Annotated in this window: 23 protein-coding genes and 2 pseudogenes; 11 read left to right on the top strand and 14 right to left on the bottom strand. The window is 46.1% G+C overall.

The annotated features are described in order from the left end of the window. Window positions 1-2: 2 nt before the first annotated feature. From N4J56_RS34005 to N4J56_RS33995, 3 genes are read right to left on the bottom strand one after another with little or no spacing between them, the layout of a single operon-like run. On the bottom strand, window positions 3-1,478 hold the full coding sequence (locus N4J56_RS34005; RefSeq protein WP_317111133.1) for a PAS domain-containing protein: 1,476 nt from the start codon (window positions 1,476-1,478) through the stop codon (window positions 3-5). A gap of 18 nt (window positions 1,479-1,496) precedes the next feature. Next, complete coding sequence (locus tag N4J56_RS34000; protein ID WP_317111132.1) at window positions 1,497-1,925, bottom strand: type II toxin-antitoxin system VapC family toxin; 429 nt, start codon at window positions 1,923-1,925, stop codon at window positions 1,497-1,499. Then, on the bottom strand, window positions 1,922-2,233 hold the full coding sequence (locus N4J56_RS33995) for a hypothetical protein (protein ID WP_317111130.1): 312 nt from the start codon (window positions 2,231-2,233) through the stop codon (window positions 1,922-1,924). Before N4J56_RS33995 ends, N4J56_RS34000 begins: the two co-directional genes overlap by 4 nt. A 233-nt stretch (window positions 2,234-2,466) precedes the next feature. On the opposite strand from N4J56_RS33995, the gene N4J56_RS33990 reads away from it, so the two are divergent. Continuing rightward, window positions 2,467-3,528 (top strand): IS4 family transposase, encoded by a 1,062-nt coding sequence (locus N4J56_RS33990; RefSeq protein ID WP_317111063.1) that lies wholly within the window; start codon window positions 2,467-2,469, stop codon window positions 3,526-3,528. Window positions 3,529-3,603: 75 nt separating this feature from the next. Beyond that, complete coding sequence (locus N4J56_RS33985; protein WP_317111128.1) at window positions 3,604-3,747, top strand: helix-turn-helix domain-containing protein; 144 nt, start codon at window positions 3,604-3,606, stop codon at window positions 3,745-3,747. A 95-nt stretch (window positions 3,748-3,842) separates the two neighbouring features. On the opposite strand, the gene N4J56_RS33980 is transcribed toward N4J56_RS33985, so the two are convergent. Further along, on the bottom strand, window positions 3,843-4,163 hold the full coding sequence (locus N4J56_RS33980; RefSeq protein WP_317111126.1) for a hypothetical protein: 321 nt from the start codon (window positions 4,161-4,163) through the stop codon (window positions 3,843-3,845). 319 nt (window positions 4,164-4,482) lie between these two features. Here N4J56_RS33980 and N4J56_RS33975 point away from each other — a divergent pair, with 319 nt between their 5' ends. Next, on the top strand, window positions 4,483-5,595 hold the full coding sequence (locus N4J56_RS33975; RefSeq protein WP_317111124.1) for a hypothetical protein: 1,113 nt from the start codon (window positions 4,483-4,485) through the stop codon (window positions 5,593-5,595). A 175-nt stretch (window positions 5,596-5,770) separates the two neighbouring features. Here N4J56_RS33975 and N4J56_RS33970 read toward each other — a convergent pair whose 3' ends face one another. The 6 genes from N4J56_RS33970 to N4J56_RS33945 form a co-directional block, all read right to left on the bottom strand. Next, window positions 5,771-7,213 (bottom strand): sensor histidine kinase, encoded by a 1,443-nt coding sequence (locus N4J56_RS33970; protein WP_317111122.1) that lies wholly within the window; start codon window positions 7,211-7,213, stop codon window positions 5,771-5,773. Between the two features lie 76 nt (window positions 7,214-7,289). Next, window positions 7,290-8,558 carry an IS701 family transposase gene (locus tag N4J56_RS33965; RefSeq protein ID WP_317104593.1) on the bottom strand — a complete coding sequence of 423 codons (1,269 nt, stop codon included), beginning with the start codon at window positions 8,556-8,558 and terminating at the stop codon, window positions 7,290-7,292. Between the two features lie 56 nt (window positions 8,559-8,614). Further along, a complete protein-coding gene (locus N4J56_RS33960; RefSeq protein ID WP_317111121.1) occupies window positions 8,615-8,911 on the bottom strand; it encodes a hypothetical protein in 297 nt (98 codons plus the stop codon). Between the two features lie 259 nt (window positions 8,912-9,170). Further along, the gene (locus N4J56_RS33955) at window positions 9,171-9,533 is read right to left on the bottom strand and encodes a hypothetical protein (RefSeq protein ID WP_317111120.1); all 363 of its coding nucleotides are present in this window, start codon (window positions 9,531-9,533) and stop codon (window positions 9,171-9,173) included. A 42-nt stretch (window positions 9,534-9,575) separates the two neighbouring features. Further along, entirely contained in the window at window positions 9,576-9,782 is a 207-nt protein-coding gene (locus N4J56_RS33950) for a hypothetical protein (protein ID WP_317111118.1), read from the bottom strand. Continuing rightward, on the bottom strand, window positions 9,763-10,614 hold the full coding sequence (locus N4J56_RS33945; protein WP_317111116.1) for an IS4 family transposase: 852 nt from the start codon (window positions 10,612-10,614) through the stop codon (window positions 9,763-9,765). The genes N4J56_RS33950 and N4J56_RS33945 overlap by 20 nt, the downstream gene beginning before the upstream one ends. Before the next feature lie 673 nt (window positions 10,615-11,287). Here N4J56_RS33945 and N4J56_RS33940 point away from each other — a divergent pair. From N4J56_RS33940 to N4J56_RS33925, 4 genes and pseudogenes are all read left to right on the top strand, one after another. Next, entirely contained in the window at window positions 11,288-11,605 is a 318-nt protein-coding gene (locus tag N4J56_RS33940) for a cupin domain-containing protein (RefSeq protein ID WP_317111114.1), read from the top strand. Between the two features lie 89 nt (window positions 11,606-11,694). After that, a complete protein-coding gene (locus tag N4J56_RS33935) occupies window positions 11,695-12,660 on the top strand; it encodes an NAD(P)/FAD-dependent oxidoreductase (protein WP_317111112.1) in 966 nt (321 codons plus the stop codon). Next, window positions 12,657-12,878, top strand: coding sequence for a hypothetical protein (locus N4J56_RS33930; RefSeq protein ID WP_317111111.1), 222 nt, complete (start codon window positions 12,657-12,659; stop codon window positions 12,876-12,878). Before N4J56_RS33935 ends, N4J56_RS33930 begins: the two co-directional genes overlap by 4 nt. 64 nt (window positions 12,879-12,942) lie before the next feature. After that, window positions 12,943-13,137: pseudogene (locus N4J56_RS33925) on the top strand (transposase); the annotation flags it as partial. 417 nt (window positions 13,138-13,554) lie between these two features. Here the strand turns inward: N4J56_RS33925 and N4J56_RS33920 are convergent. Further along, window positions 13,555-13,701: a hypothetical protein gene (locus tag N4J56_RS33920; protein WP_317111110.1), complete on the bottom strand. Its 147-nt coding sequence runs from the start codon at window positions 13,699-13,701 to the stop codon at window positions 13,555-13,557. Between the two features lie 199 nt (window positions 13,702-13,900). Between N4J56_RS33920 and N4J56_RS33915 the strand changes: the two genes are divergently transcribed. The 4 genes from N4J56_RS33915 (at window position 13,901) to N4J56_RS33900 (ending at window position 16,102) form a co-directional block, all read left to right on the top strand. Beyond that, window positions 13,901-14,260, top strand: a complete 360-nt coding sequence (locus tag N4J56_RS33915) for a hypothetical protein (protein ID WP_317111109.1) — start codon at window positions 13,901-13,903, stop codon at window positions 14,258-14,260. 83 nt (window positions 14,261-14,343) lie between these two features. After that, window positions 14,344-14,553 carry a hypothetical protein gene (locus N4J56_RS33910; RefSeq protein WP_317111108.1) on the top strand — a complete coding sequence of 70 codons (210 nt, stop codon included), beginning with the start codon at window positions 14,344-14,346 and terminating at the stop codon, window positions 14,551-14,553. A gap of 180 nt (window positions 14,554-14,733) precedes the next feature. Continuing rightward, the gene (locus N4J56_RS33905; protein WP_317111107.1) at window positions 14,734-15,117 is read left to right on the top strand and encodes a hypothetical protein; all 384 of its coding nucleotides are present in this window, start codon (window positions 14,734-14,736) and stop codon (window positions 15,115-15,117) included. A gap of 259 nt (window positions 15,118-15,376) precedes the next feature. Beyond that, the gene (locus tag N4J56_RS33900; protein WP_317111106.1) at window positions 15,377-16,102 is read left to right on the top strand and encodes a hypothetical protein; all 726 of its coding nucleotides are present in this window, start codon (window positions 15,377-15,379) and stop codon (window positions 16,100-16,102) included. Window positions 16,103-16,726: 624 nt separating this feature from the next. On the opposite strand, the pseudogene N4J56_RS33895 reads toward N4J56_RS33900, so the two are convergent. From N4J56_RS33895 to N4J56_RS33885, 3 genes and pseudogenes are all read right to left on the bottom strand, one after another. Further along, window positions 16,727-16,943 (bottom strand): annotated as a pseudogene (locus tag N4J56_RS33895) (type II toxin-antitoxin system HicA family toxin). Next, window positions 16,940-17,182 carry a type II toxin-antitoxin system HicB family antitoxin gene (locus N4J56_RS33890; protein WP_039712722.1) on the bottom strand — a complete coding sequence of 81 codons (243 nt, stop codon included), beginning with the start codon at window positions 17,180-17,182 and terminating at the stop codon, window positions 16,940-16,942. The pseudogene N4J56_RS33895 and the gene N4J56_RS33890 overlap by 4 nt, the downstream one beginning before the upstream one ends. Window positions 17,183-17,352: 170 nt before the next feature. Beyond that, the gene (locus tag N4J56_RS33885) at window positions 17,353-17,541 is read right to left on the bottom strand and encodes a hypothetical protein (protein WP_317111101.1); all 189 of its coding nucleotides are present in this window, start codon (window positions 17,539-17,541) and stop codon (window positions 17,353-17,355) included. Between the last annotated feature and the right edge of the window lie 127 nt (window positions 17,542-17,668).

The following is a 17,668-nucleotide window of genomic DNA, read 5'->3' as shown; positions in this document are numbered from 1 at the left end:
TTTTAAAGTCCCACTAAGAAACCAATCGGTTCGTCTGCAAGGGTAAGTAGAATATTAATTCCAGCTTGATGTTTTTGCTGTTGTTCCTGCCATTCTAGAGTTCCACGGAACACATGTTCTGCCGCATTTTCATGAGTAATCAAAAATGGCTTTCGAGTTTGTAGTAAGGTATTCCAAATCGGCAAATCTTCAGTAGAAAATGATTTTGAGAATGGATGGTCTTCTTCAAGTTCATGGTTTAATTCGGTTGCTTCTGGAGTTATACGCATATGTAACTCTAGAATCTGCGAGTTTGGCTCGTAGAAGAAAAGATAACCCAGATCGACCTGAAGTTGCTGACCAATTTCGAGCAGGACGTGACCCAGAAAGGCATTAAGGTCGAGTTCTGTGGCAAGGTGATCGAGACTATTTTTTAAGGCAGCGTTGGTTTTTGCTAATTCTGCAACTCGTTCTTGTTCGGCTTTTAGTAATGCCTGTTGAGCAAGGCGCAGTTCGGTGATGTCGAGTTGCGAAGCCCAACCACCGATCGCATAGCCATCTTTGATAATCGTTGCGATGTTATTAAGAAAATATCGTGGATTACCGTAGCGATCGACTTCTTCAGTTTCAGCGTTGCGAAGTTGATATCCATTTTCAACTAATGCTCTCATAAAATCTTGATTTTGCTCTGATTCTGCAACATGAATATCACTCAGTCTCATTCCGATTACATCTTTAGGGTTATCTAAGCCATACATTGCTGCGAAAGTTGCATTTCCTTCAGCAAAACGCAGATAACGATAATACCAATCGATCTGTTTCTCAATTGGTAAATGCAGTGAAATTGGCTGTTCGTATTCAACGCGAAAAATGCCTTCGCTACTGATTTCAAACAAGGTGCGATAGCGTTCTTCTGATTCGGTGAGGAGATCGAGCGTTTGTTGCAGTTGGGTGTTGATGCGCTCTAACTCTTGCGATCGCGCTTGTTCTGCTTCGAGTAAGGCTTGCTGTGTTTCGCGTAACTGGGTAATGTCAACCTGGCTCACCCAAGTACACACCACACACCCATTCTCGATCGTACTTGCGGCGCTATTGAGAAAGTAACGCTTACGTCCGTGGCGATCAAATTCTACTGTTTCTGTACTGTGACAAGCGTACTGGTTCTCAATCCAGTTACGCATTGTTGCTTGAGTAATTTCTGAGTGGCGATCGTGGAAGTCGTTCAGCGTTAACCCGATTGTATCTTCCACTTTCTCATACTCAAACATCCGAGCGTAGGCATCGTTTGCTTCAGCAACATATATTGAGCGATAGCACAACTCTAGTTGTTCGTCAATCGATCGCGTTAGTGGAATCGGCTGTTTGTACCCAAAGCGCACAATGCCTTCACTGCCGAGTTCAAACAGGGTGCGGTAGCGTTTTTCCGATTCGCGTAGTTGCGCTAATTCTGCTTGGAGGCGATCGTTTTCTTGCTGGAGTTGGGTAATGCGATCGAGCATGGCAAGGGAGAAGATCGATTAAATTGACCAATCTTGAACAGACAATCTCGGCACTTTCTCAAAGTCTCGCAGATTTCTAGTTAGGAGGATACCATTGTGGGCTAGGGTGATCGCAGCAATTCGTAAATCTTGAGTGCCAATCCGAATACCTGCTTGCCTGAAACTGCGAAAATAACGATCGGCATCGAGAGTATATTCCAAAATATCCAATTCAGAAAATAGGATAAAAGTTAGCTTCAACTTCCCATAGGCGTTAACGAGAGCTTGAGGCGTAGCAGCTTTACGAATTTGTGCCAGTCTTCCAGCGTATTGTTCTTCTACGCTAACTACCGTCGTTGCCAGCAAATCTAAAGATTGTCGGCGTACCTGGAGAATACGATCGCATACCTGTGGATGAGCGCGTTCGTAAAGGCTGAGATGGTCTGTATCCAATACATAACAAGTCATTCTTGGATTGTTTGAGCATCTACTTGCTGCCGATAAGCCGCCACTTCTGCTAAAAAATCATCAAAAGTCGGATCGTCTGCAAAAATGCCTATATTTTCGATCCAAGGATCGAATTTTTGCGTCAAGCTTTCGGTGTCAACATCAATCGTCACAAATTTTCCACTTGCCAACTGTGCTTCTAGAGCAGTTTTGGCTTTAGCAATAGCTTCCTCTTCCGTCTCGCCTTCAACTATCAAGTTTGGCATCCCGACAACAGATGCTACGAAATGCTGCTTTGAATGGCTTTGCACAAAAACCTGATATTGCATATACTTTTCCAAATCTCCCAAAGCAAACGCTGTCTCTTCAGTGTACTTTAACTAACTCGCTAGAAAAAACTACAATTTTGTAGTTGGGCGATCGCCCTTCTCAACTCACGGCAAACTCAGTCAATTGCCTCATATAAGGGGACTGGTACGCTACTAAGTACAGGACAAAAGCTTGCAAATGAAGAAAGAAAAAGGGTTTCATGAGAATTACCACATTCAGAACATAAAACCCTATGAATCAGGTTACTTTACTTCGAGATGCCTTGCGCCCTCATTCAGCTTGGCATGGTGCGCGACTAAGCTTTGTGGCAGCATTTCTCATAGCGCTGTTGCGAGTCAAAACTGTCAACTTCAGTGAATTGGCAACCGGATTCAGCGGCAAGACTCAAACCGATTCTCATTACAAACGACTCCAACGATTTTTCCGTCACTATGAAATGGACTACGCCGAAATTGCTCAAGCTGTTGTTACCCTAATGAATATTCCAGAACCCTGGGTACTTTCAATCGACCGTACCGAATGGCAGTTTGGAGAGTGTGTTTTCAATATCCTGATGCTGGGAGTTGTGCATGAGGGAGTTGCGTTTCCTGTGGTGTGGTGTTTACTGGACAAACGGGGGAATTCCAATAGCGATGAGCGGATGAAGTTGTTCAACCAATTTCTAGAGCGCTTTGGTGAGCGTGAAATTACTTGCCTGACCGCAGATCGAGAATTCGTTGGCAAGGATTGGTTTAGCTACCTACTTAGCGATCCGCTCACCCCGTTTCGTATCCGCATTCGCGAAAATCATAAACTTAGACATGGCTGTCAGAGTCTCAAAGTCAATGTCTTGTTTCAGAATCTACAGGTAGGACAGCACAAAGTTCTACGCCACAAAAGACAACTCTGGGGAGATTGGGTCTACATTGCCGCCTTGCGATTAGAGGATAATTCTTTACTAGTCGTTGCCACTCAAACCGCACCTAAATCAGCTATCTCCGACTACGCTCAACGATGGGGAATTGAAACACTTTTCGGCATTTTCAAAACTCGTGGTTTTTGTTTAGAATCTACCCATCTAACCGATTCTGAGCGTTTGAGTAAGCTGCTGGCACTGCTCTCATTAGCCTTATGTTGGGTCATCTTGACGGGTGAATGGTTACACCAACTCAAACCACTTACTATTAAAAAGCATGGACGCAGAGCTAAGAGCATTTTTCGTTATGGCTTTGACCATCTACGAAACATTGTTCTCAATCTGGAGCAGAAAATGAATGAGTTCTTGGATATTCTACAATTTTTGTCCTGTACTTAGGTCTGGTTGAGTCAAAAGTTCGGTCGTGACGTGGAGAACGGTCGCTGACTCGATCTGCCGCTGACCCATCAGCAGTTGGCTCAGACGCTGGGGACGAATCGGGTGACGGTGACCACAATCCTCCAGCGCTTAGAAGCAGAGGGAAAGATCCAGCGGCAGCAACGGCGGCTCGTTGTGGCGCGGCAGGAAGATCGCACTCGTCAGTCAAAAAACATGTAATCGTTAGTAGCGAGCAAACAGGGCGCGCCACCGGGCTAACATCATCACGAGCGATCGTGCTTACGCCATTTTTGACCCTTACCTCTAGCTGAAGATTATTTATTGTTGTAGAAATTAGCGATCGCTTCTCTAACTCGTTGTTCAGACCAATCGCGGCTATCCCAGTCTTCTACTGCTTGCCACACTTCCATTAAACTTTGGCTGTTTAATTGAATTTTCGGTTCGGATTGAGCCAGAAGTTGCTTGAATTCGTCAAGCTCTTTGAGTAAGCTTTCCGTGACTTGAGCTGCTTGAGTTGCGTATTCGAGTTGACGCAGACATTGGAGCATTTGCGCTACATCACCCCGACTCTCCAGCAATTCTGAAGCACTTTCATCTGCTGTGCAGGATAAATAATTGTAGCTACCACTACTCATACTTTCTCCGTTAAAATTACTTTTGTATTTGTCAAGCAAGTTCAGAATTTGCCACTTTTAATTCAGATTTTTTTTACCACTCTCTCTCTGACTTCATTTGCGCAATCTCTGCCAAAAGTTGATGAAAGAGATTGCCAAGAATTATCTCGATAAACTGACAACATTCTTTGCTAACTTAGCCTATCTCTACTTCATATGTAGAAAATAATTGGAAGTGAAGTGAAGTGAGGAAAATCATGAATTGATCTAGAAACTCAAAGTTCATGAACTTTGAGTTTCATTCTAGAAAATCGTCGGTTCGAGCAGATTGTCAAAAGCGATGGCTCGTTTTCAAATTGGTAGTACGATAGATCTAAATAAAGTTCTTTGGGATCGAGCAGATTTTTTGATGGATGAGTTGCAACAGTTAAAGCAGTTAATCAGTGCTGACATACCTAGCTTAAGTAAATACTACCGAGGAATGGCTGAAGCGCAAGGAGCGGGAGTGCTGGTAGTCAACTACTACACAGTTGGCGAAGTCGCACAAATGGAAGCAAGATTTCTCAAATCAAGCCAAATTAAGGGAATTGCAAGGCAAATGGGACTGCCCAACCTTCAAACCGAATTCGAGCAGCACGACCCAAAAAAACAAATGGTTCTCGCCATCGTCACTGCCGAAACTAAAGGCGTAGTGACAGTTGAAGTAGAAGCGATCGCATCTGAAACACCCAGCTCAGAAATACCAGCAACCAAAAGTTCGGATGCTTCCGAATCAAACGCAAAACGTAAATCTTCTGCTCGGACACCCCAAGAGCGCAAATCAACTACCAAGACAACGACACAGCGCCAAGTCAGGAAACAACCAAAAGAAGCTGCAACACCAAAACCTGAAACACCAGAAGAATCTCCAAGCCTTGTATCTTCCCAACCAAGCACCCAAATAGAAGCGACTGCACAACCAATAGTAGAACCAGACTCTACTCCTAAATCCAGCTCAAAAGGTAAGACAACTGCCAAAACTTCAAAGCCAGCCACTCGCGGTCAAACTGCGACTAAAACGACGACAAAACAGAAGCCGCAGCCTGAAGTCTCATCCCAAACAGCCTCTGCGCCGACCGCAGAACTAGAAGCGACTCCACAGCCGACAGTCGAGCCACAAACCACACCCAAATCTACCTCAGCAAAATCCACTTCCAAGACTTCAACCTCAGCCAACCAGCACAAAACTTCTGCCAAATCAACCACAAAACAAAAGTCGCAGCCCGAAGCATCACCCCAAACACCCGCACCTGTTGCCCAAGAGCGCTCCGACGAACCAGAGCCAGAAACTACTGCCCCACCACCAGCCAAACGCAGATCTTCTACCAGTGCTTCGACTAGGCGCAAGTCTTCTGGTGGTGCAACAAGGCGCAGTCCGACATCACGGGGAGCTAGAGGGAAAAAGCAGCGTTAACTGTCAGGTTTGAAGCTAGAATAACAGCTAGAAGGGGAGTAAGAGTTTTATGCTCTAGAGAGCATAAAATTTTGGATACTCAGTAATCTGTGTACCAATTGCCTTTGAACATTACCATAGTGACAGTTGCCCAGGTGAAACATTTTTTAAGACTTAACTTGACAGCAACCTGAGTTTACAGCGATCTTTCATCTAGTAGCTGCTGTTGATGCTGCATTGGCAACGTGACGATGAATGTTGCTCCCTGTCCTGGCATACTTGTAGCTTTTATGCTACCCCCATGCCGTTCGGTAATCTTGCGGCAAATTGCTAACCCTATGCCTGTGCCTTCGTACTGGCTGCGACCGTGTAGGCGTTGAAATGCTTGAAAAATCCGCTCCTGATACTTTGGCTCAAACCCAATTCCATTGTCTGCCACTATCACTTGACACGCCGCGACATCTTCTGAGTCCTCTGCCTCGCTCTGGAGTGGAGCGACCAGTTGGCTATAAATCTTGACTGCTGGTGGTGTTTGAGGACGATGAAATTTCAGCGCATTTCCGATCAGATTCTGAAATAGTTGTCGCATTTGTACTGGGTCAGCATCAATGGTGGGTAGCTTGTCTACTTCTACTTTTCCTTCTGTCTGTTGCAACCGCACTTCCAAGTCAGACAGTACCTCTTGCACCACTTGTTCTAGATTCGTCGCTCCGAATGGCTGCGCTCTGGTGGCAATCCGTGCAAAAGCGAGCAGGTCATCAATCAAGCTTTGCATCCGACCGACAGCGCTTTGCATTCGCTCGATATAATCTCGCCCCTGCGCTCCCAGTACTTCGCTAAATTTCTCTTTGAGCTGATTGCCAAAAACTTGAATCTTGCGTAGTAGTTCCTGTAAATCGTGGGAAGCAACAGAGGCAAATTGTTGCAGGTCGCTGTTGGACTGCGCTAGGAGTTGTTGTTGACGTTTTAACTCTTGCTCCGCTTTGTGGCGCTCCTCTAGTTCGCTTTGCAATTGTTGATAAAGTTCTGCTTGCTGAAGTGCGATCGCCAGCTGTGTCGCCAGTTGGCGTAACAGATTAATTTCCCATTGCTGCCATTGTCGTGGTGCTACACATTGATTGACTACCAGCAATCCCCACAACTGGTCTGCTTGCAATATTGGTACTACTAAAGCCGCCCGGACTTGAAACTGCGCCAAAAACTCTACGTAGCACTCGGTTAGTTCTCCCGCATAAATATCTGCTGTCGCTTGGACTCGACCTTCTTTGTACAACTGAACGAAAGTTGGAGCAAAACTCGGATCTTTGAGTTTGCTGCCTAAAATTGATGTCCATTCAGGTACTACAGATTCAACTATCACCGCTCCACCCCAGTCTAGTTCAAAGCGGTAGATAAACACTCGGTCAGCTTGAAGACACTGCCGCACTTCTACTACAGTTGTGCTTAGCACTGCCTCTAACTGCAAGCTTTGCCGAATGCGCTGCGACATCCTTGCTACCAATAACTCTCGCTGAGTTTGCTGTTGTATTACCTCTGTTGCCTGCTGTTGCTGCGCTGCGCTTTCTAGCTCAACCAAGTGCTGACGAAGTGCAGCTAGCTCTCGAATCAGTTGCTCTTTTGTCTTTTGCTCATCTTCCATTGTTATAGCTCGACAAAAACAGCTTGATTCAAAACTAGAAGTTTATCGATTGAAACTAGTGGGACTTTAAAACTTTCTAAGCCCAAATATAGCCGAACTTAGCTCTGTGAGAGGCAAATACATCAACATGCTCATTAAGCCAGCGGACCAAACGAAACTCGACTGCGGTGCGGAATGCCTCCAATGCTTCGGCAAAGGTTTGTAAGGGTTTGGTTGCCCAACGTCTGCGGAATCCGCCGGTCAACTGATGCCAAAGGATGAAGGTGTAAGCGATGAACACTAAAACCCAATGACGCTTCATACTCAGAGCATCCCGAACTTGATACTCACTCAAACCCAACCAGCCCTTGGCTTCTCGATAGAAGACCTCCACCCAGTTGCGAGCAGAATATGTTTGAGCTACCCAAGCCGCACTGACTTGGTTGTCAGAGGCATTGGTGAGAAAGTAATCCACCTCCGTCGCTTGCTCGAAACTAGAGGCATTGAGTTGAATCGCCAGCCAGCGAGTGCCTTCGAGCTTCGGAACGTGAACTGGTAACAGCGCCACCCAAACTGTCCGGGGCTGCTCCAGATTGAGTTGCACAGGTGTGAACTGCTCCACTGCCAAGGTTTGAGCAATAGCTTCTAATCCCTGCTTACGAGCAGACTCATCACCTGATGTTTGAGCAGTAACTTGGCGGTTTTTGGCGATTGCTGCCACGTAAGTTAGGTTTCTCGACTCCAACTGCTTGAGAAAAGGCGTGTTATTACCGTAGCCTGCATCAATTACAGTCACACCCGGTCGATAACCGCGCTTCAAGCATTGGTCAACCAAGTCTAGAGCCAGGTCAGGTTTTTTCTGGAAGTTGGGGTCTGCCTTGCCTTGCTCGAATAAACTTGCGTGTTGATAGAGTGCAACATCTAACGGCAGACGTCGCACTCCATCATACAAGTAGGTAGTCAGCAGCACAATACCATTGTCAGTCTTGCCAATCTCCCCAATGTACTGCCGTCCTACCCCATCAGTAGCCGCACCACTTTTGCGATGTCCCGAATCATCTACAATCAATGTGAAACCTTGACTCGGGGTCGTCTGGCGACACTGGTGCATCACCTCCAACCGCCGATTATTTAGCTTGACTTCATCCCAAGGGGCATTGTTGAGAAAATGTCTGAGGCTGTTGTAGGAGCCATCTACTGTATTTGTGACCAGTTGGCTCAGGTTTTTGCGCTGACTCTCACCCAGCAGTCCCCCTAGATAAACACGAAATTCCTGCCGCTGCTTCTGACGCGAAAATACATCATCAAACCGACGACACCAGTTCTCAAAGCACTGCGGCATCGCTGCTGGTACTTGATCTTTCACCTTACGTTGCTCCTGTCGAGACTGACGTAAAACGCAACTCCTACCCGCATTCTAGCTCAATTTGCTCCATCTTTCTTACAAAGTCCCACTAGTAAAGTAGCAATTTCATCGCTTGCCCCTAACCAAAATCGAATGAATTCTTTGCGCTGCCACATCGTTTCTTCAGCAGTCGAGGCAGCAATCTTTGATAATCCACCAATTAAGTACAGCGCCGTTTGCCCTTTGGGGGACAAGCCCACTACTGAATCTCGGTTGCCCCGACTGGCTTGTTTGTAGCAAACGCTCCACTCGGCAGCAGCTAGCAGTTCGGAATCGCCTTTGACTGCTTCTACTAAATCCTGGGGAGTTGACATAAACTGCGAAGTCGGCGATCTAAGCGCTCTACAGAGACGTTCGACTCCTCCGTATTCAAGTATTCGCTCAAAAGCGCGATCGTTCGATCTCGCGATTGCTTCTTACGGTGTCATCCAACTCCATAAACTTTCTCCATCGTGCTGAGAGCTTCTTTTTGCCTTAGCGTAAACCAGAAACGGCGACAGAGGATTTCGATTTGTGCCTCATCAATTGGGTCTAGCTGGGAATGGCACTAAGAAAAGCCGAAACACTTGTGGGTTAAGCAGTTTGCAATTGCTCGCTCCCTTCACGCCGAGGTTTTGTCATCAATGGATAAGCTTTTGGGCGGCGTTTACGAACTCGTGGTTCACTGCGACCAGGGCGAGCGGGAACAGCTTTGTGAGTAATAACTTTAAGTAAAGTGCGATAAATTTGCTCCCTTTTTGAGTGAGTCACAACTAACAATTGAGTCATAAAGTTAATTAAATGATGACGAGTTCCTTGCAATGACAAGCGTAACGGTGGAGTACCATAAGTAGTACCCGCCGACCACATCAAACTCCGAAGTAGATTATAAGCCAGCAGATAAACATAAATTTCTTTGCGTACCATCGAGGGAGTTTTACACCGTAAAACATCCATGCCCAAAGTAGTCTTGAGATGTCTTAAATCTAGCTCAACATCTCACCGCTGACCGTAAAGCTTTACAATTTCTAGAGTAGAATAAGTTGCTTTATCTAATAAAGTAGTGATTAAACTGACTCGTTGAGTCCGAAAACCAGGAATCACAATGTAATAGTAAATTTCTCGCACCGTCAGGGTTTGAGGTAGAGCTAAAAATTCATCTAGACTTAATCCTTTTGGGCAGACTTTAGGTTTGTGCCAAGTCACAAAGAAAGTCCCAAACCCCAATAATTTTCCCTTTTCGCATTGAGGTTGTGCGGGATTGATGTTTACGGAATACTACATCACAATCTATGTCTGTGATAGCGACAATGTCGGCGTAAGCGCAAAAAGCTCTATCTCCTATCAGGATATCCAATGGTTTAAGAAACTGGTAGAGTTGACGAGCCAGATTGATATCATGGGTATTCAGAACATCAATTACTGAAGCAACAGCAGCACCCGTTACTAAACTAAATATCACACCAATTTTGGCAATTGGGAATCCACATCCCGGCTTTTGGCTACTGGGTTGTGGGTATTCTTTCTGGTTTTCTACAGTATCAGGCATGGAAACTGTTGAGCCATCTATTACTTTTACATTTCGACCACACCATAAATATTCTGTTGTCACTTTCTCTTCTAGGTTTTGTGCCGAGCAATTGAAAAGCTTTTCTAATAATTCCTCTGGAAGTCTTGCCCTAGCTTGGCAGTAAGCACTCGTATCTGTTGAAGGAACTTCTACGTCTTCTCCAGCTAAATGTGCGATTACTTTACTCACAGCATTATGGCAGCTTTTGTCAGCATCCAACACTTGTGATAAAAATGCCCACAACGTTATTACTGGGTCAAATAAACGCTTTTTGTATTTCATCTTTAGCTCAGATCTTGTTTGCCTAATTACAGATTCTGGCAACAGTTCTTTAAAAGCTAGCCCACAACTCTGGCTAAATTTCTCCTTGAGGATTTGTATTCGTAATGTCACAGTAGTAGTTATCGTATGTGCTTGCTCGTTTCCAAGAAAGTATTCCATGAACAAGTAAGCTTTTTCTACCTCCAAAAAGTTTTGGACAACGTTACCTCAGCTCTCCATTGGCGATTGCTTCCGGCACTGCGCGAAGCGTAACCGCCTGACTCATGCCATTACTGCTCGATGGACATTAAAAGCTGTAGCCTTTATTCCACATTACTTAGAGCTTTTCTTAGTGCCATTCATCTCCATAACCCTCATTTGTCACTCTCGGAAAGCAAAAATCGAAGCTCGTGACTGTAACCTTTGTTGGCTCAAGGTTAGAGGCTTTATTTTTTAACAGTAACCAAAATTTATAGCCAAAAACTTGAAAGTAAAACATTGAAAGGCTTTCAGCGATTGCTTTCTCAAGAGAGTGACAAATAGGAATAACCTTCTAACTAATACTATTTTGATAAAGATTCTCAAGTAATTCTCTGAGCTAGCTCAGCTCGGCGTTTTGTCATACTGGCGTTTTTGTCGCAAGCATTCCCAAAATCAGGTTGTTTCAGTTGCTCCATGAGCTGGCTCATAAAACGAGCAGAATCCTTTCGTCAGAATAGAAATAGCACGACTGAGTTATTTCTATTTCAGGAGAGCGCTGAGTTCAAATTTTTATTGCCAGCATCAGCAGTTAGCACGATTGCAATTACGAGCTAGCTTCTGGAAAGCTTTGAACTCGTTTGATAGCTTGAGAGCAGTACAGAATAATGAGGTTGAGACAATGGCTACTTCCATAAACCAAACATCAGTCAATACCCAGCTTCGAGACCTAATTGATTATTCAAAACCAGGCGTTTCGAGGCAGATTTTAGTTAATAGCGGCTCTGACCGCTTCAGCGTTGTCTGTCTTACAGCAAGAACAGCGCTTCCAGAGCATACTACACGTCGTAACGTTTCAATTATAGTTTTAGAAGGACGCGGCATTCTGACACTGGAAGGACGCGAAATTGCTTTGGAACCAGGAGTTTTCGTTTATCTGCCTGCAAACGCACCTCATGCATTGCAGGCAACTGAAAACTTGGCATTCTTGCACACCTAAAATCAAACACCTGCATCAAGAGAGATGTAAGGACAGTATAGGAGCACTGCATTGACTGCATCTCCAGAAGTCTTAAATTTGGGAGAGCTATGGAAACCTTCGAGTATGATGTCGTGATTATTGGTGGCGGTCCAGCAGGATGTACCTGTGCGCTCTACACGGCTCGATCTGGTTTAAGAACTGTGATTCTGGATAAAAACCCGTCTGCTGGAGCACTTGCTATCACTCACAAAATTGCCAACTATCCCGGTGTTCGAGGCGAGATGACTGGCAGCGAACTGCTGGATTGGATGCGGGAGCAAGCAGTTGAGTTTGGTGCTGTTTACCAGCGCGCTCAAGTTTTCAGGATCGAGATTGGGGAAACCGAAAAAAAGGTCTACACGCCAGAGGGGATCTTCATGGCTCGAACGCTGGTGTTGGCATCAGGGGCAATGGGACGTACCCCTTCGATTCCAGGAGAAGCTAAGTATCTGGGTCGGGGAGTGAGCTACTGCGCGACTTGCGATGCCCCGTTTTACCGCGAGCGAGAGGTAGCAGTAATTGGGATGAGTGAAGAGGCGATCGCCGAAGCTCAAGTCCTCGCTAAATTTGCTTCAACCGTGCATTGGATCGCCCCTAAAGACACAAGCAGGCTGAATGGAGCCGCTGAAGAAATTCTGGCTCATCCTGCGACCAAACTCTGGAGTAAGACTCGATTACAACAGATTCAAGGAAATGACACTGGCGTGACAGCCATTGAGTTACTTGACATGAGCCAGAAGACTAGTCAAATGATTCCGGTTGAGGGCGTTTTCATCTACCTGCAAGGCGCTCAACCGATTACCGATTTTCTAAATGGACAAGTGATTTTGAAGCCGGATGGCGGCGTTCAGGTTGATGCAATGATGCAAACTAATGTGCCAGGAGTCTGGGCAATTGGGGATATTCGCAACACGCCTTTTAAGCAAGCAGTCGTTGCAGCAGCGGACGGCTGCATTGCGGCAATGGCAATCGACCAGTTCCTGAATCAGCGCAAAGGTATTAAGCCTGACTGGGGGCGAGGAGTACAAAGATGACAACGAGTAACAATCTTGAGTGTCGGTATTTGGGTTGGGGCAACTTGAGTCAATTTCAGCAGATGCCCTTTGCCGATCGCGAAGTATTGATTTATACGACTCCTGCTCAGGATGCCCCTGGTTTGATTCACGGTTTCTTGAATTGCCTGCGATCGCAACCAGTTCAGGAGAAGCTGCCGAATCAATTTTCTGAGAGGTCATTTATAAAGAAAAGTTGAAAGCAGCGAGAATGGAGGCAAGAGGCTTTTACTATGACAAGACAGTAGCCCAAAGCATTGCCTCATGAGTAGAAAAGCTTACAAAAGTGATTTAACCGATCGAGAATGGCAAATCATTGAACCATTAATTCCACCTGTAAGACCAGGAGGACATCCACGTACTGTGGATATGCGTGAGGTAGTAAATGCCATCTTTTATTTGCTGAAAACTGGCTGTGCTTGGGAGATGCTACCACATGACTTCCCACCCTATTCAACGGAAGCGTAATAAATTATTGTGTTTTGTAGTACGCCGTCGAACACCTAAGGCTTAATGAGAATAAGCGACGAAAAAGTGGGAGATTGAACTATATAATTCTCAATAAACTAGTCGCTTGTGAAGGTCATGTTTCAATGTAGTACAAAACATAATAATTTATTACGCTTCCAATTGCTGTTGGAGCGGTGGAGTGGCGCAGCCAACGAGTTGATTTAGCTGGTGCATGTTACCTCACCAATTGAGCTGTGGGCTTGACTAGCAAATCTACTGGGAACCGCCAGCTCGATGAGTTCGACAGCCAGAATGCAATACAAGCAGGACGTGGCGCATCCTTGTCCACCAAACGTATACCAACAGATTACTATGAAACATGGGTATCTTTCCTCAGCTCGTCTGGGTGACTTGAGTGACTTGCAGCTAAGCTCTATCTAAAGGAATAGCCACACCAACTTCCGTATCCTCGGACACGCCTACCTGCAAAAAATCTTGCTCAAATTCAAGGTCAGCAATTGCCGAACTTTCCCGAACTTTAGCTGATTGACAAATGATCGGATTTAGACTCAATTGACGAGGTTTTCATTTGACCGGAGTATAGAGGTGACAGCAGCAAAAATCGTACCGAAATTTGTCGAGCAGCGCAGCGTGAGAAACAAGGACGGGCAAGCAGTGAAAAATTTGCTCTAACTTATTTGCGGAAATTCGAGAGTAGCTATTGTAGCTGCGGCAAAAGTCAAGCAGAAAATTTTCAGCAGGTAGAAGCCCTATGACAGAAGCATTGAAGCTTAATCCTCAAAAAGACGCTCGGGTTTTATTGTTGTCCCTCAGAAATATTAAGTTTCATGTGGCTCGCTGTTATTTGTACGAGCTGGAAGATGCGATTTGCGAATTAGACTCAGCCGAGCTGCTGACACCAAATTTTCAACCCAACTTATTCAAAGTGACGAATAAGCTAGCAAATCATGCAGCCAAAGCGATTGGTCATAGCAAGCTCATGAATCCATTGTTTGATCGAGTTCAGCTCCAGCAAGACTATGACTTATTCTTTTTCTGTGCCAGTCCCCGCAAGATATCCTCTGTATTAATTCAATTAAGGGTTGGCGCGAGCGTTGCCACAAAGCTGTAGTTTGGCTCGATGAAATTTGGGCGAAAGATCTTCAGAGCTGGAAAGCACAACTAAGTCTTTTGAAAGACTTCGATCGAATTTTCATGAACTTTAGCAATAGTATTTCAGGAGTGGCTGAAATCGTTCAGCGTCCTTGTGAATATATTCCTTTTGGCGTTGATGCAATTAAGTTCTGTCCTTATCCCTTGGAGCGAGAACGCAGTGTCGATCTTTATAGTGTTGGTCGTCGCTCGCAGGTAACGCACCAAGCTTTACTAGAGTTAGCAGAAAACCACAGTTTTTTACATATATGAAACTCTCAGAGACTTATACGCGATCGACTATAAATATCATCGCAGCTTATATAGAAATATTTTGAAAAAGAGCCGTTATTTCATTGCTAACAGCGCGAAATTTGACGAGATAAATGCCACAGGCGGACAACAAGAAGTGGGGGCGCGCTTTTTGAGGGAGCAGCAGCAGCAGGAGCCATCATGCTGGGAGTGCCGCCCCAATCCGAATCATTTCATCAACATTTTGACTGGGAGGGTGCAGCGATCAAAATTCCCTACGATGTACCTCACATTGCTGAAATTCTGGACGAACTTGACGCTGACCCGTATCGCTTACAAAAAATCCGTATTGATAATGTGGTCAACTCGCTGCTACGGCATGATTGGGTTTACCGCTGGGAAACAATTTTAGCTACAGTCGGACTGGATAGTACGCCAGCAATGGCGGCTCGAAAAACTAACTTGCAAAACCTGGCTCAAACGATCTTGGCTAGGGCGAACGCATCTAATTGTGACGTTTCGGAAATAAGGCTGTTGTCGGACTCACATGAACCGATCCTGAAGCAATCCTGGAACTCGCCTTAAATGGAACTGGCGCGCGTTATCTGGGAATGGATTTAGCATCATCCGCCCCAGCTCACTGTCGTGGCGTTCTCGTAGCGATCGTCGCAAATACTTACGCGCTTGACGCTTGACAAGCTTTGCCTGAAAACACCTGGCTATTAAGGCAGCTTGTAAAGATAGGGCAGGTCTTTTTGTCCCCTCTAGTTGTAGTAATGTCTTGTCGCGTAATCTGATGAAGACCTGCCCTATATGCGTTGCCAGGTTAATAGCACCTTTTAAATTGGCGAAAACTCCAATCGGTCTGTCAAAAGCTGATTTAGCTTTACCCAAAGGAATTCCAGCCGGTGATGTTTGGCACAAACAAATACACAACCGCCTGACAAAAGCTTACAGTATGAAAAATTATGCACGTATCCGATCTTTACCGCATAACAATCGGTCAACTCGTAGTCGCCTCGATCCAATGAACAATTCAAAACTCATACTTCTGTGCTGTGTACTCATCCTCAGTATGATGTTGCCATTTTCCTGCACGAGTGTAGCCTTGAAGACTCGTATGCTGCAACGAGGAGACAGGAACGTCATCTTCGGCGTGAACGACGGCACTGGGTACGACGACTCCCAAGAGTTTAGCCAGATGGTGTCAGGGCGCATCTCTGCCCTTGGTCTCACCGCCGTCCGCACTGGCGCAGACAAGATGAAGTGCGAGCGGGAGGGCGAGCCGTGCGATTTCTCTCGGCGCGACGTAGTGATTCAAGAACACTTGGCTAAAGGGTTAGCCCTTCACATGGTCATCGCTTTCAGGTGGGAACTCGATGTTGCCGGATACGATCCCGTTCAGTGGACGAAGAACTATGCCTGGAAATGCGGTCAAGTGGCTCACCATTGGAAAGATACGGTGCGCTACTACATAGTGGATAACGAACCAGATATTCGCGGTCGAGATGCCCAGCGAGGTCCCGAGACACCCGCAACCGTCGTCCGCATGCAAAAAAGCGTGCTATGAGGCAATCAAGCGGGTAGACCCAGGAATACTCGTCGAGTCTGCACCCGCGACCAGACCGAACACCCAATACAACCGCGCTCTCCTCAAGGCAGGTATTGGAAAATATGCCGATCTCATCGGCACTCACATGTACGGGGTCAGCTCAGGGAAGATGCGATCGCGACACTGCGCAAATGGATGGCGGAGTTCGGTGTCAACAAGCCGGTGGCGATTAGCGAGTGTGGGTCGGACCCGAACTGGTTCAACCCAGGAGGCTCAGATGGAGAGTGGAAGGGTCAGCACGGGCGAGAGGCGCGAGCGCTATGGCTGCGGGACATGGCTGCCTACGCTCGGCGCCAGAAACTTCACAACGTTCTGTTCTTCAGCATGTTTAGCATTCATGGAGATTGGGAAATGGATAAGGATCGGGCTGCTCTGGCGGCGCTCAAGGACATCGGACACGGGCGATTCTAGCGAGATCGCCTGCCTCAGTCTTTTGCGCGAGCGCTTCTCCCAACCGAAACAATCGATGTAGACTGGGGGAAGTAAACATCACCAAACGGCGTTACAGGCACCCCTAACGGGGACAACTCCAGCTTTAGTCGCGAGGAGTTTTTTATGACAAGAGTATAAATGGCGACTATGTCAAAGATCTTCTGGTTGCAATCCAGTTTGCTTAGAGATTTTGGCTAACATGCGAGGACCAATTTCTTCCTCGTCGTGAAAAGCAAACACGACATCAGTCCAGCCATCGCGCTGAAGAATTTTATGAGAGGAGGCTGTCTCACGGCTTGACACTCCAACCAATTCGGAATAGGGCGGCAAGCACGCGCCTGGACTTAGTAGCGCTCCACTGGCTCATGTCGATGTCGATGCAATTGACTCTGTTGCCAGCTCTGGGGGTAGTCGAAACAGCGTTAGGAGCTGCTGAGTCGCTTCACCATGCTCTACCTGCTCTGCCAGTACCCGTAAAGCGAGAGCTTGTGCTTTCGCGATTGCCTCCTGTTGAGTGAAGCCGTAGACGAGTACTCCTGGTATTTCTGGGACAGCAGCAATGAATCTGCCGTCCTCTTCGATCTCAAGTTCGATTGATAGTTTCATATAGAGCTATAGGCTGAGTATCTTTTCCTGCCTTTAGGATAGCTCGACAATTGGTGCTCCAATCCCTTTCTTTAGGCTTTGCATTGGGGAAAGCACAGTTCTTTTTCCTCCAAAACGTCTGTTGCTACCACTGTAGAGCTGAAGCATTTAATATTTAGCATCTTCTAAATTCATTTGTCTCGAAGCAATCGATCTAGTTGCAGTCGCTCGTCGCTTAACTCGATAATTTCTTGGCTGTCGAGTATCAGCCTAGCTTCGGCTTCGCTTACGCCTAGCCTTTGCATGAAATACTCGAAGCTAATTTCGTTATTGCGATACTTTTTGATCCCATCACACACCCGAAAACCCCAATTCATCACGGCATTGATCGGGGAACTGGAGGTAACAGAGCAGCTACCAGAAAGAGTACTAGCTGCGTACTTGTCGCCGTCTTTCTTGACGACTAGTTGTCAGAGGATTTCGGAGCAATCGTTCATGCGAGTGTTG

Source organism: Chroococcidiopsis sp. SAG 2025, from assembly GCF_032860985.1.
GTDB lineage: Bacteria > Cyanobacteriota > Cyanobacteriia > Cyanobacteriales > Chroococcidiopsidaceae > Chroococcidiopsis.
Note: the sequence above shows the minus strand (reverse complement) of the source record. Positions and strands in the feature narration are given on the sequence as shown.